The sequence below is a fragment of the Arthrobacter sp. Soil764 genome, assembly GCF_001428075.1.
In the GTDB taxonomy this organism is placed as follows: domain Bacteria; phylum Actinomycetota; class Actinomycetes; order Actinomycetales; family Micrococcaceae; genus Arthrobacter.
On record NZ_LMSI01000008.1, the window covers coordinates 57,619 to 71,301 of the forward strand.

Here is a 13,683-nt window from a genome sequence, read left to right on the forward strand (position 1 = left end):
TAGGCTGGAGGGACACTCCGACGAAAGGCCCGCCGCGTGGAAGTACCTGCTTATGTCTGGACCCTGACCATTGCAGGAATCGTGGGGCTGCTGGCCTTCGACTTCTTCTTCCACGTCCGGAAGGCCCACACCCCTTCCCTGAAGGAATCCGCCATCTGGTCCGCCATCTACGTTGGCATTGCGGTGCTGTTCGGGCTGGCGGTGCTGCTGTTCGGCGGACCCGAGATGGGCACCGAATACTTCGCAGGCTATGTGACGGAGAAGGCGCTGTCAGTGGACAACCTCTTCGTCTTCCTCATCATCATGGCCAGCTTCAAGGTGCCACGCGCGGACCAGCAGAAGGTGCTGCTGTTCGGAATCGTGTTCTCCCTGATCGCGCGTACGGCGTTCATCTTCCTGGGCGCGGCTCTGATCAACAGTTTCGCCTGGGTCTTCTACATCTTCGGGCTCATCCTGCTGGTCACCGCGGGCAACCTGCTCAAGCCCGACAGCCACGACGACGACTCCGAAGGCCTGGTGGTCCGGCTCGCCAAGAAGTTCCTGCCGGCGTCGGAACACTACGACGGCGACAAGCTCTTCACGGTGGAGAACGGCAAGCGGGTCCTGACGCCGATGTTGCTGGTGATGGTGGCCATCGGCGGCACGGACATCCTGTTCGCCCTGGACTCCATTCCGGCGATCTTCGGCCTCACCCAGAACGTGTTCATCGTGTTCACGGCCACCGCGTTCTCGCTGATGGGCCTTCGCCAGCTGTTCTTCCTGATCGACGGCCTGCTGGACCGGCTGATCTTCCTCTCCTACGGTTTGGCCGTGATTCTGGGCTTCATCGGCGTGAAGCTCATCCTGCACGCCCTGCACGAGAACACCCTTCCCTTCATCAATGACGGCGAACACGTCAACGTGGTGGAGGTAAGCACCGGCGTCTCGCTGGGCGTCATCCTGGGTGTCCTGGTGGTGACCATCCTGGCGTCCATCTTCAGCCCCAAAGGCAAGGCCAAGAACGCCGTGTCCGGGGCGCGGCGCCACGCCACCGAATACCTGGACCTCAACTACGAAACGGACATGGCCGAACGCGACAAGATCTTCGCCAAGATGTGCCGCGAAGAGGCCCAGATCCGCAAGCTTCCCGAGAAGTACAAGCGTCTGGTCCGTAACGAAACCGAGTTCATGGAGCTGCTGCGCAACGCCCATGCCGAGCATGACAAGGCCCAGGTCCGGGCTGCTGCCGCCGAAGGCTGACCGGCTGGCCGGACTGTTTGTCAGTCCCTCTTGCTAGGTTTGATTCCAGGCCAGGGGAACCCCTCTCCGGGCCCGCAAACAGTTGGGGAGGCCCCGTGTTTCTGCTGGACGCTGCCGTTGGCCATGACGGTTCCGCTGCGCCGCCGGACCTGGTCTTCTCAGCCAGCGACCTTGTTGCTGCATCCGAGTGTGAATACCGCACGCTCCGCATCCTGGACGAAAAGCTGGAACGCGCTCCCAAGGTGGAATTCCCCGCTGATGAGATGCAGAGGCGTGCCGGTGAGCTGGGCGATCGGCACGAGCAGACCGTGCTCGCAAGCCTGGTTGCCAAGTATGGCGAATGGGATGCCAGCCGCGGGTCGGGGGTCTACTCCCTGGAGCGCGGCGAGAACCTGCGTGGCGAGCTGCAGGCCAAACATGCAGAAACCGAACTTGCCCTAAGATCCGGAGCGGACGTGGTCTTCCAGGCCACCTTCTTCGACGGCGAATTCCTGGGCTACGCGGATTTCCTGGTCAACGAGGCCGCGGGAACCGGGAGGCCGGGCCGTTACGAGGTCTGGGACACCAAGCTCGCCCGGCACGCAAAGGTAGGCGCGTTGCTGCAGCTGGCGGCCTACGGCGACCAGCTCCTCGGGATGGGGCTGGATCCCTCGCCCGTCGTCACGCTGGTGCTCGGCACCCGCATCGGCGACGACTGGTTGCGGAGCAGCCATTCCCTGCCGGACCTGCTGCCCGTCTTCCGCGAGCGACGGCGGCGCTTCCGCCACCTCACAGCCAGCCACCGGGCCGCTGACGCCCCTGTGCAGTGGCAGCAGAACGGCATCGTGCATTGCGGCCGCTGCGACTACTGCGCGGAGCAGGTGCAGATCCACAGGGACCTCCTGATGGTTGCGGGTATGTCCGTGGTCCAGCGGCGGAAACTCCATGACGCAAACATCACCACCATTGATGAACTGGCGGCCATGCCGGCCAGCGAGGCCAAGAACTCAGTGGTCCGCCTCCGCGCGCAGGCACGGATGCAGCTGGGCCTGGACCAGGCGACCGGCTCGCGGACGCTTACCAAGGATGGCCAGCCGCACACGGTCTCCTACACAGTCCTGCCTAACCACAGCATCGGCTCGTTGCCTGCCCCCAGTGCCGGGGACATCTTCTTCGACTTCGAGGGCGATCCACTGTGGCAGGACCCGGCCACCGGCGCCTGGGGCATCGAGTACCTCTTTGGCGTGATCGAGGCACCGGTTGCGGGAGCGGAAGGCGAGCCGGTGTTCCGCCCGTTCTGGGCGCACTCCCGTTCCGGGGAACGCCGCGCTTTCCTGGACTTCCTGGAGTACGTGGAGGAGCGGCGTGCCCGGTATCCGGACATGCACGTCTACCACTACGCCCCGTACGAAAAGACGGCGCTGCGGAATCTCTCCCTCGCTCACCAGGCCGGTGAGGACACGGTGGACGGCTGGCTCCGGCAGGGGCTGCTGGTGGACCTCTATGCAACGGTGCGGCATTCCCTCCGGATCTCGGAAGCGTCGTACTCCATCAAGAAGCTGGAACCGCTGTACATGGGAGACAACCTGCGCTCCGGTGACGTCAAGGATGCCGGTGCTTCCGTGGTGGCCTACGCCGCCTACTGCGCCGCACGCGACGACGGGCGCCGGGACGAAGCCGACACCATCCTTGCCTCGATTTCCGACTACAACCAGTACGACTGTCTCTCCACCCTTCGGCTGCGGGACTGGCTGCTCCAGTTGGGAGCAAGATCCGGGAACCCTGCTGAACGTGCCGGAAGGCAAGGTGGCGGAGTGGGGGCTGCCGATCCCCGTGATGCTGATCGCCAACCAGCCCAGGTTCCGGCAGCAACCGGCTCTGGCGGTGCACGCCCCGCCGACGAGACGGCCGAAGAAGGCAGGCTCCGCGAGTATCTTGCCGGCCTGCCGGACGACCGCCCGTGGACTGACGACGAACGCGCCATCGCCATGGTGGCGGCCGCCACCGGATATCACCGGCGTGAGCGCAAGCAGTTCTGGTGGCAGCACTTCGACCGGATCGAGGCACCGTTGGAGAACTGGTCCGACCAGCGGAACGTGTTCATTGTCTCGTCAGCGGAAGTCCTGTCCGATTGGGCGTTGGCCAAACCCCGGGAACGGATGCAAACCCGCGTCCTGAGGCTGCGGGGCGTCATGACGGAGGGCTCCGATTTCCGGGCAAACTCCAGCTGGTGCCGGCTGTACGACGCCCCGGGACCTGACGGCATGACCCCGGAGGCTGCGCCCGGGACCAGGGCCTACTCTTTCGGTACCAGGATCAGTGAGCTGGAGGCGGCACCGGACGGGCCGGAGCACTTCATCACCATTGCGGAGCGGGAGACCGGAAAGGTCCGTGCCTATCCGCACCTGCCGGTGGCACTGACGGAGGACCAGCCCCTGGGTACTGCCAGCATCGAAGCGGCCATCGCGGCCATAGCCCACGCGGTCGGTTCCTCAGTGCCGTCCCTCCCGGCGCAGCCTGGCCTGGACATCCTGCGTAAGTTGCCGCCGCGGTTCCGCTCGCTGCCAGGGCCCGCAGAGGTCCAGCATGGGGACGATGGCGCCGCCGATTACGCCGAAGCCATTACCGAGTCCTTGCGGGATCTGGACCATTCCTACCTCGCCGTCCAAGGCCCGCCGGGGACGGGCAAGACCTACGTGGGGGCCCATGTCATTGGCAGGCTGGTGGCTGAGGGCTGGAAGATTGGAGTGGTGGCCCAGTCCCACAACGTGGTGGAAAACCTGCTTTGCCGGGCCATCGAGACCGGCGGAGTGAATCCGCAGGTGGTGGCCAAGAAACTGGCCGCTCCTCATCCGGTCCTCTGGAGCCTCACTTCGGAAGGCGATATGTCCCGCCTGCTGGCATCACCCGGCGGATGCCTGGTGGGCGGCACCGCGTGGACCATGACCGGCAAGGAAGTCCCTGCCGGGTCCCTTGATCTCCTGGTCATTGACGAGGCGGGCCAGTTCTGCCTGGCCAACACCCTGGCAGTCAGCCGTGCCACCAAGCGGCTGCTCCTGCTGGGCGACCCCCAGCAGCTCCCGCAGGTCACCCAGGGGGCGCATCCGGAACCAGTGGATGAGTCCGCCCTCGGCTGGCTCGCTGCCGGGCACGCCACACTTCCCGCTAACCTGGGTTACTTCCTGGCCGATACGTGGCGGATGCATCCGGAGCTGTGCCGGGCGGTGTCGGACCTCAGCTACGACGGCAAGCTGAAGTCAGCTCCTGCCGCGTCCCTTCGCGAACTGGAGGTCCTTGCACCCGGGGTGGAGACGGTGTTCGTCAATCACAGCGGCAACAGCACTGCATCGAAAGAAGAAGCCGGGGAAGTGGTTGGCCAGGTCCGCCGCCACCTGGGTTTGAAATGGACCTGCGGCCCGGACAGCGACGCCCGTCCCCTGGAGCAGCACGACCTGCTGGTGGTCGCCGCCTACAATGCCCAGGTCCACCTGATCCGCAGGAATCTGGCAGAGGCGGGACTGTCTGATGTCAGGGTGGGCACGGTGGACAAATTCCAGGGCCAGGAAGCTCCGGTGGTACTGGTTTCCATGGCATGTTCGGCGGTATCAGAGGCTCCCCGCGGCGCGGAGTTCCTGCTCAACCGGAACCGCATCAACGTGGCAGTATCCCGCGGCCAGTGGCGGGCCGTCATCATCCGCTCCCCCGAGCTCACCAGCTACATGCCGCACAAGCCCGCCGCCCTCGAAGAGCTGGGGGCGTTTATCGGGCTGAGCCCGCGGGAATAGCGGCGGAAACAGCTCCCGGTTCCCGGACTTTTCAGTGCGCGCGAAAGCCGCGGAATTTCCCTGAGGCCTCGGACATCGTGGCGTCCACGTCGTCCACGCGGCCCGGCGTATGGCCGGAGTTGAGCCACTCCAGAAGTTGGCGCACCTTCGGCTCCGGCCCCTCGGCCACTACTGAAACCGAACCGTCGTCGAGGTTCCTCACCTCACCGGACAACCCAAGTTCCTCAGCCTGGCCCATGGTCCAGAAGCGGAAGCCCACAGCCTGCACCATCCCGGACACGCGGGCGTCCAACCGCACCGCTTCCTGACCCGAGTCATCCCCCGCGGGGCGTTCATGCCTGCCCATAATGCCCTCCTGGACCTGACGCCCCCTCCCAACTGTGTAGCAGTAAGTGTCGTTTTGAGCCTCCAAAACGACACTTAGCGCTACCCAGTTGGGCGGGAGGGCGATCCGTTAGTTGATGGTGATGTCGCGGGTGGCGTGGTTGTAACGGATGGTCACCGTGCCGCCGGTGTGGTGCAGTTCGTGGTTGGGACCATCGAACGTGCCGAAGGCGCCGTAGTTCTCCGTCCAGGACCGGTTCAGGGCGATCTTGAAGGTGTAGAAGCCGGCGGGAAGCTCGGCGCTCTTCTTCCACAGCTGGTCCAGGAAGTCGAACTCCATCTGTGCTTCGTCGTACTGCGGAGCCCAGTTCTCGGGCGCGCCGAGGATGGTGTTGAAGTCACCAGCCACCGCCACAGCTTCAGGCTGCGGAAGGGTTTCGAAGTCCGGGCCCTCGAACGGCTCCGTGGCGGTGGAGGTTTGGGCGGCAGCTGCAGCTGGCGCCGCTGCAGACTTGTCCTTGGCTGAGGCCTTGCCCTTGCGGACCGCCTTAACCACGGGCTCGACGGCGTCTTCGATCGCCTTGGCTGCCTTGCCCACAGCCGACGCTGCCTTCTTCGGAGGCGCCTTCTTGGCGGTCTTCTTCGGAGCTTCGTCCTTGGCCGGAACCTGCAGCGTAGCCGCGGCGGCGGAAACCGGGCGGACAAAGCCCTCGGGAGCCGTCGGAACGGGAGTGTCGGCAGGGACGGGCGTGCCGGCGTCGAGCGCTGCGCCGAAGGAATCAGCATCAGGGAAAGCGACTGTGGCGCGCATGCCGTCCTCGGTGATGGTCCAGCCAGACCGGCCCTTGACCAGCCAGCCGGCCTTGACCAGCTTGGCAGTGGCGGAGGTGAGGGTCTTGTGCCCGCGCGGGATGCCGCCGCTGAGGAGTTCTGCCTCGTGCTCGTTGAACGGCACCCGGGCAGTTGCTTCCGCCAGGACCTGGCCTGCGTTCAGTGCATCGCCGGACCACACGCCTTCGGTCAGGACAACCAGCACGGTCTTGAGTCGAAGGTTGGTGTTTTCTGCGGTGGACTTGGCCATGATTCCCCTTATATAAAAGCGATCGGTCTTAGGCATCTTGCCAACAGCCCATTAAATCGCGCGACTTTAATTGGTTAACTCTGCGTGTCGTGACCGACTATGAAGCGGATAGTGCCGCAAGTGAGGCGGAGGTCTCGGGTAAGGGCCGTCTGCATAACCCTCAAGCGCTGACATGGGTGCTGCGTTGCACTCCCCAGACACGCCTGCGGCACTTAGTTTACCGGGCCGAAAGCCCGGCTGTTGCCCCCGACACAGCGGCGGTCATTCGGACACTTCCCTGCCGTTCAATTCCGCCAGCAGTTCGGCCTTCCGCTCCTCGGATGCAAAGGAAGAATGGATGGAGTTCGCTGCCAGGCGCGCCTTGTCGAAATCTGAGAGGTCAAACACCGACGTCAGCTGCGCGAAGTTGTCGTCCACATAGCCGCCAAAGTAGGCAGGATCGTCCGAGTTGACCGAAACATTCAGTCCCGCCGCCAGCATTGCCGGCAACGGGTGATCCGCCAGGGTGTCCACCGCGCGGAGCCGGACGTTGGAGAGAGGGCAGACCGTGAGGGGGATGCGGGCGTCCACAAGGCGCTCCACAAGGTCGGGATCATCCATGCAGCGGATTCCATGGTCAATCCGCTCCACGCCCAGAAGGTCCAGGGCTTCGATGATGTACGACGACGGGCCCTCCTCCCCCGCATGCGCCGTCAACCGCAGGCCTGCTTCACGCGCCTTCGCGTACAGCCGCTCGAACTTGGACGGAGGATTCCCCACTTCGGCCGAGTCCAGCCCGATGGCACCGATCGGAGCGTTCATGGCCAGCAGCCGGCCCAGGACTTCCAGCGCCGAGTCTTCCGGCAGATCCCGCAGGAAGGCGGCGATCAGCAGGGTGGAGATGCCGAATTCCTCCTCCGAGGTGGCCAGCACCGAAGCCACACCGTTGACGCACGCTTCCAGGGGAATGCCGCGGGAGAGGTGCGCCTGCGGGTCCATCATGATCTCCGCGTGCCGGACTCCGGCGGCGGCAGCCCGCTCCAGGTAGGCGCGGGTCATGTCAGCGAAGTCCTGCTGGGTACGCAGCACAGCCATATTGGCGTAGTAGAGGTCCAGGAAGGACTGCAGGTCGGTGAACTCGTACTTTTCGCGGAGTTCGTCCAGCCCGGAGTACGGCAGCTCAATGCCATTGCGTTCGGCCAAGGCGAAGATAAGCTCGGGCTGCAGCGTGCCTTCGATGTGCAGGTGCAGTTCTGCCACGGGGAGGGGCTTGGCAGGGGCTACGGGAACCGCTGGGTCCGTTTCGGTTTCGGGCATGATGCTGCCGCCGGCAAAGTTGTCCATCCGGTCAGGATAGTGCCCCTCCCGGTTTCGCGCCTTCCCGGCATTTCAAGGCCTTGGGGGTGCTTGGCCCGGCCGCCGCCGTGGCCTGGACCCGGCACGCCCACCGGAATCTCGATTTGATAACGGCCCTGTGATGTCCTAGCGTGAAATGTATGCCCGTTCAGTGGGCTCTTTGATTGCCCGGTGCTGCCTCCACCAGAACTGCCCAGCGGCAGCCACCGACAGTGACCTCTATTCGTCAGGGGCGGGCAGTGGCGCGATGATCTCCGGGGACGGAGCCAGCGCTGGTGGCCTTCAGGAGCATCACCATCATGAAAAACACCAAATTCCGTACTGCCGCACGCCGCGGAGTCACCCTGGCCGCCGTCTCCGCGGCAGGTTTGGCACTTTCTGCCACGGCGGCCAACGCAGCAACCCCCACGTCCACCTGGGATGCACTCGCGCAGTGCGAGAGCAGCGGCAACTGGTCCATAAACACCGGCAACGGCTTCTCCGGCGGCCTGCAGTTCACCCCCAGCACCTGGGCTGCCTACGGCGGAACCGGTTCGCCAGAGAACGCCAGCCGTGAACAGCAGATTGCGGTAGCCGAGCGGGTCCAGGCTTCACAGGGCTGGGGTGCCTGGCCGTCCTGCGCGGCCCAGCTTGGCCTGAGTGGTGGCGGCGGAGCGCCCGTCCAGAGCGCGCCGGTGCAGGCTGCCCCCGTTCAGGCTGCTCCCGTACAGGCTGCTCCCGCGCAAAGCGTTCAGGTCCAAAGCGCACCGGTCCAACAGGCGCCGCGGCACGCGACGTCCGTTGCCCTCAGCGGCGAGACTTACACCCTGCAGGCCGGGGACACCTTGAGCATTGTCGCCCAGAAGCTGGGCATCCAGGGCGGCTGGCAGCACCTTGCCGACGCCAACCTGGACACCATTTCGAATCCGAACCTCGTGTTCGAGGGCCAGGTCATCCAGCTTCCCGCGTAACAACCCGCGGCAGCATCACTGGCGGCCTTGGCCGCCCCGCCTCTCTTGAAGGCGACACAGACAGGTCGGCGATAGACAAATTCCGTTGACCAAAAACGACGCCGGCACACCCCCACAAGGGATGTGCCGGCGTCGTTCTTTAATCCTCAGCCCGCTGCCGCAGCGGACGGTAAAAAGGCGGTCAGCTGGCCGGCAGTTCCCGGACGATCCGCACCTTCCAGGCGGAGTCGTCGCTGGTGTCCAGCAAGGCAACCGTGCCGTGCGCAAGGTTAAGGGCGACCCGCTTGACGGCGAGCAACTCCAGGTAGAGGTGTTCGTTCATGCGGGTGGGGGTGTCGATCATGTACTTCACGGCGTCGCGCACCTTACGGTAGTTGGCGCTGCGTTCGCGGTGCATGTGCAGTTCCAGGGCTGAGCGCTGCTTGAGCCGTGGCTCGTGCCGGTTGAGCAGTGTCACGGCCACGTGGACTGCAACAACTAGGGTGAGCGAAACTCCATAGATCCACCAGCCGCTGGACAGCAGGAACAGCGGCAGGTTGCCGATGGCTACGAGCGCAATGACCACTCGAAGGGCGGCAATACGCCGGACCGTCCTGGCGACGGCGGCCATGCCGTCGCGGAACCGGTGCTGGTCCTTGCGTGCGGCGGCAGGATCGATGGTGAACTCGTCGAGGACCAGGATTCCCTGGGCTTCAGGGCCCAGCATCTGCCCGTAACGGGGCGGGGCGGTGCGGGCGTGGGTGACGGCTTTGTCAGATGTAGATGTCATGAGAGAGCTTCCGAAACGCGGTTGGGGTTGCGGAGATCTTAGTGGGTCAACCTGAATGCCGTATGTATGCGTCCACTATTTGGACAGAATGCACCCGATGCTGTGGCAGCCGGCACAGCAATTGGCACTTCCGCCGGGGACCGTCAGACTGAATGAATGCAAACCTTCCTCCCTTACCCCGACTTCCGCCAGAGCGCCAAAGCCCTTGACACCGCACGGCTGGGTAAGCAGCGGGTCGAAGCACTGCAAACGCTCCGTGCGCTGGTGATTCCGGACTACGGCTGGCAGACCCACCCCGCCATCCGCATGTGGATGGGCCATGTGCCGGCCCTCACCCTGTACGGACTGGCAATGGCGGACGAATGGATCGAGCGCGGCCACCCTGACAACACCCGCGCCAACATCGCCGAGTTCGCACCCCAGGCGGCTCATCCGGACTACGCGGACAGGATCATCCTGCCGCCATGGCTCGGGGAACCCGACTTCCACCTGAGCCACCGGTCCAAGCTGGTGCACAAGGAACCGAAGTTCTACGCCTCCCTCTTCCCGGACGCCGTCCCGGAGATGGACTACGTCTGGCCCGAGCCCCGCCACGAATTCCTGCCTCAGGAGCCGGAAGGGGACATTCTGTGGATCCTTAGGGACCCCCATGACGACGTCGACCCGCAGCGGCTCAGCACAGTGGCGCTTCCGCCGGTGAACAGGAGCGCTGCTGCCGCGGCCGCCATGTCCGCCGGAGATGACGGCTACTCCCCCGTCTATGTGGACGACGGCTCCCGCCGGCCGTCCCGAGCGCCGAAGAAGGCCCCGCCCAAGCCGCAACTGAAGAAGCCCACCCGCAAACGCCAGGCGCAGGAGGAGGCCTTCCGGACCCTCCCCGGGAAAACGCCGGTTGCGGTTCCATTCGAGAATGGGGCCAGGTTTGCGGTGGGGCAGGTAGTGGGGCGTCCCATCACCCTTGAGGACGGCCGGTTCGGCAGGAATTTCGAGGTCACGGAGATCATCGACCGTTCCGTATTCGCCTACCCCGCACTCTTGCAGGACCCCCGCGTCTTCTTCCCGGTGGAGGCACCGTAGGAAATGACGATTCTTATGGCAGGGTGCGGGGACCTGGGCACGGAGGCAGGGCTCAGGTTCGCCCAGTTGGGGCACCGGGTGGTGGGATGGCGCCGGTCTCCCGCAAAACTGCCAGCAGGCATCGAAGGTGCCGCGGCGGACTTGGGATCGCCTGACTTGCCGCGGGTGCCTGCGGATACCACCGCCGTCGTCATTGCCGTCGCTGCCGATTCCCCCTCGGAGGAGGCATACCGCGCGGCGTATGTACGTGGGGTGGCAAACGTCCTGGACGCGCTGGAACGGGATGGCGTGCGCCCGGACCGGGTCCTCTTTGTTTCCTCGACGGCAATCTACGGCGATGCGGGTGGAGGCTGGGTGGATGAATCCACCCAGCCGGATCCCGGCGGCTTCTCGGGGAGGGTCCTGGTGGAAGCCGAAGAGCTGCTCCACGCCAGGCTTGCGGGAACGGGCACTGCCGGCACCGCCCTCAGACTTGGTGGCATTTATGGTCCTGGCCGGACGCGGTTGATCAACCAGGTGAAAACGGGCGCTGCAGTCATCCCCGAAGACGTGCGCTATACCAACCGGATCCACCGAGACGACGCCGCGGCCGCGATTGTGCACCTCGCCACAATGGCGGATTCGCCAGCGCCTGCTTATGTCGGAGTGGACAATGAGCCCGCCGATTTGGGGTCCGTGTTGCGCTTCCTTGCCGCCGAACTTGGCCAGCCCGAACCCCCCGTAGGCGACGCCGGTCCCGCCCGTGGAGGCAACAAGCGCTGCCGCAACGACCTGCTTCGCGGCACCGGGTTTACCTTCACGTTTCCCACGTTCCGGGAAGGGTACAAGGACGTCATGGCAGGGCACGGCGTCCGCCATCCATGACGGAGGCCGCCGTCCAAATGGTCACAGCCAGGTTGGCCACGGGACGCCTGGCCCGAGGTAAGGCGGAGCATGGATTTTCGGCAGGTCATTGAGACGGTTGGGCAACTGGTGGACTTCGCAGGAGTGGCGGTGATGGTGATCGGAGCCGTGGTTTCCCTCCCGCTGGCCATCCGTGGCCATCAGCCACGGCAGCTCCCACAGGGCGCGGAGAAACTGAGTTTCTACCGCTCCTACCGGCAGTTGCTGGGCCGGTCCATCCTGCTGGGGCTCGAACTGCTCGTCGCCGCCGACATTATCCGCACCGTTGCCGTCACGCCCACGTTCACCAGCGTAGGTGTGCTGGCCATCATCGTGCTGATCAGGACATTCCTTAGCTTCTCCCTGGAACTGGAAATCACGGGGCGCTGGCCCTGGCAAAAGGAAGCTTCGCCGGTCCGTTCCGGTGCCACCGCTCCAGAGGGATAAACGCCCTGTTCGGGTTTTCCACATAGGGGTTTTGGGGTGTCTTCGTTGTCAGTGGTCGCTGGCAGAGTTGGGTTATGGAGGCCATCGGGGAAGATCTTGGGAAGGCGGACGACGCCGGCAGTTGGCTGCCGCGCCCGCCCCACCTTCAGGCCGTCCCGGGTAAGCAGCCTTCAGAGCAATCCCAGGGCCTTCCATCGCCGGCAGTTGCGGTGGCACGGGATGGGCTCAGGCAGCTGCGTGGGCAGCTTGCGGCCGCTGCCCTGGCCGCCCCGGAGGTGCTGGCGTCCGCCTCTTATGTCGAGGCCGCCGACTTCGCCGACGCGGTTGAGGAACTGGTCCGGACCGCTGAATACCTGCAGATCCTCTCGGCCGGCGCTGTGGACCGGACCCGCACCCAGGCCATCAGCGACACCGCCACAGCCAAGACCCGCACCAGCCGGGCCCGGGGCTGGATCGCCGGATGGGACACCGGGTGGGACATCAACGGAGTCGAAACCCTGAACACCGGCACCGGACCCGTGGTCGAACCCCTGAACACCGGCCCGGCAGCTGTGAGCGAAACCGACGCCAACTGCCCCGGCTTGCCCTCCCAACCCGGACCAGCCGCTGCACCTGGCCAACTGGTGGCGTCCCCGGCCGATGACGGCTGCCGGAACACCGCAGAGTTCCTCCGCCTCCGCCTGCGGATCCCCATCCGCGAAGCCCGCCGCCGCCTCACCCTCGCCCGGCAGGTCCTCCCCGGCACCGCCCTCACCGGCGAACCACTCCCCCCAGCCCGGCCACACCTCGCCGCCGCCCTCACCCCGGACACGGGGCCCACCACCGAGCCGGTGATCATGGCCGGGCCAGGGCCGGCACCGGCAGTGTCCTCGCACGCGGCGACCATCATCACCGCCACCCTGGACCGGCTCCAGCACCACACCACCCCGGACACCCTGGACCGGATCGAACACCACCTCACCCACGCCGCCACCACCGCCGCCTGGCCCAACGCTGGACCGACACCATCGACGCCGACGGCACCGAACCCACCGAAGAAGCCCTCCGCCACACCCAAGGCGCCTTCATCCGCAAACCCCGCCACGGCCTGCACCACGTGGAAATCTTCGCCACCACCGACCAATACGAATACCTCCTCACCGTTATGAACAGCGCCACCAACCCCCGCACCACCACCCCAGACACCTCCAACGGGGACACCAGCACCGGCAACGACAACACCGGAAACGACAGCACCGCAGACGCCAGTGCAGGCACAGGTGCCGGGGACAGCCCCACGGCGAACAACAGAACCGAACACAGCGCCCACACCGCTCCGATAGACCTGGACCGCCGCACCCGGGCCCAAAAACAACTCGACGGCATCATCACCGCCGCCAAAACCGCCCTTGCCACCACCACCCTGCCCACCACCGGCGGCAACCGCCCCCAAATCATCGCCACCATCCACTACCAGGACCTGTTCCCGGGACCGCTCACCACCTCATCCGAAACAACAGAATCAACACCAGGGGCACACCGCGGAACCCAGGCAGGAACACGGACAGGGACCGGAACCTTCGCGTTCACCGGGCCCGTCGCCGCGGCCACCCTCCGCAAAATTGCCTGTGACGCCGACATCATCCCCGCGCTCCTGGGCACCCACAGCGAAATCCTCGACCTCGGCCGCAAAACCCGCCTCTTCACCCCCGCCCAACGAACCGCCCTCACCGCCCGCGTGGGGTTAACCTCTGTTGGTGGACACCTGAAGTAGCGGGATCCTTGGATTCTGCGGGAAGGTGTTCTTGTGAGCACGACACGACGTAAATTCACTCC

At 65.3% G+C, this 13,683-nt stretch carries 11 protein-coding genes; 7 read left to right on the top strand and 4 right to left on the bottom strand.

Going from position 1 to position 13,683, the window contains the following annotated elements:
* Nucleotides 1-36: 36 nt before the first annotated feature.
* Nucleotides 37-1,239, top strand: a complete 1,203-nt coding sequence (locus tag ASG86_RS06905) for a TerC family protein (RefSeq protein WP_056331901.1) — start codon at nt 37-39, stop codon at nt 1,237-1,239.
* Nucleotides 1,240-1,334: 95 nt separating this feature from the next.
* On the top strand, nt 1,335-5,003 hold the full coding sequence (locus ASG86_RS06910) for a TM0106 family RecB-like putative nuclease (protein WP_056331903.1): 3,669 nt from the start codon (nt 1,335-1,337) through the stop codon (nt 5,001-5,003).
* A gap of 31 nt (nt 5,004-5,034) precedes the next feature.
* Here the strand turns inward: ASG86_RS06910 and ASG86_RS06915 are convergent, their stop codons facing one another.
* From ASG86_RS06915 to ASG86_RS06925, 3 genes are all read right to left on the bottom strand, one after another.
* Nucleotides 5,035-5,349, bottom strand: a complete 315-nt coding sequence (locus tag ASG86_RS06915; protein ID WP_056331906.1) for an acylphosphatase — start codon at nt 5,347-5,349, stop codon at nt 5,035-5,037.
* Nucleotides 5,350-5,457: 108 nt separating this feature from the next.
* Complete coding sequence (locus tag ASG86_RS06920; RefSeq protein WP_056331908.1) at nt 5,458-6,408, bottom strand: pullulanase X25 domain-containing protein; 951 nt, start codon at nt 6,406-6,408, stop codon at nt 5,458-5,460.
* A gap of 261 nt (nt 6,409-6,669) precedes the next feature.
* The gene (locus tag ASG86_RS06925; protein WP_200946184.1) at nt 6,670-7,731 is read right to left on the bottom strand and encodes an adenosine deaminase; all 1,062 of its coding nucleotides are present in this window, start codon (nt 7,729-7,731) and stop codon (nt 6,670-6,672) included.
* 311 nt (nt 7,732-8,042) lie between these two features.
* Here ASG86_RS06925 and ASG86_RS06930 point away from each other — a divergent pair, with 311 nt between their 5' ends.
* Nucleotides 8,043-8,693, top strand: coding sequence for a LysM peptidoglycan-binding domain-containing protein (locus ASG86_RS06930; RefSeq protein ID WP_056331935.1), 651 nt, complete (start codon nt 8,043-8,045; stop codon nt 8,691-8,693).
* Nucleotides 8,694-8,874: 181 nt separating this feature from the next.
* Here ASG86_RS06930 and ASG86_RS06935 read toward each other — a convergent pair whose 3' ends face one another.
* On the bottom strand, nt 8,875-9,462 hold the full coding sequence (locus tag ASG86_RS06935) for a hypothetical protein (protein ID WP_056331910.1): 588 nt from the start codon (nt 9,460-9,462) through the stop codon (nt 8,875-8,877).
* 156 nt (nt 9,463-9,618) lie between these two features.
* Here ASG86_RS06935 and ASG86_RS06940 point away from each other — a divergent pair, with 156 nt between their 5' ends.
* The 4 genes from ASG86_RS06940 (at nt 9,619) to ASG86_RS20970 (ending at nt 13,621) form a co-directional block, all read left to right on the top strand.
* Nucleotides 9,619-10,539, top strand: a complete 921-nt coding sequence (locus tag ASG86_RS06940; RefSeq protein ID WP_056331912.1) for an MSMEG_6728 family protein — start codon at nt 9,619-9,621, stop codon at nt 10,537-10,539.
* A gap of 3 nt (nt 10,540-10,542) precedes the next feature.
* Nucleotides 10,543-11,403 carry an SDR family oxidoreductase gene (locus ASG86_RS06945; protein ID WP_056331914.1) on the top strand — a complete coding sequence of 287 codons (861 nt, stop codon included), beginning with the start codon at nt 10,543-10,545 and terminating at the stop codon, nt 11,401-11,403.
* 69 nt (nt 11,404-11,472) lie between these two features.
* Nucleotides 11,473-11,868, top strand: a complete 396-nt coding sequence (locus ASG86_RS06950; RefSeq protein WP_056331915.1) for a DUF1622 domain-containing protein — start codon at nt 11,473-11,475, stop codon at nt 11,866-11,868.
* 1,006 nt (nt 11,869-12,874) lie between these two features.
* The gene (locus ASG86_RS20970) at nt 12,875-13,621 is read left to right on the top strand and encodes a DUF222 domain-containing protein (protein WP_235565122.1); all 747 of its coding nucleotides are present in this window, start codon (nt 12,875-12,877) and stop codon (nt 13,619-13,621) included.
* Nucleotides 13,622-13,683: the final 62 nt, after the last annotated feature.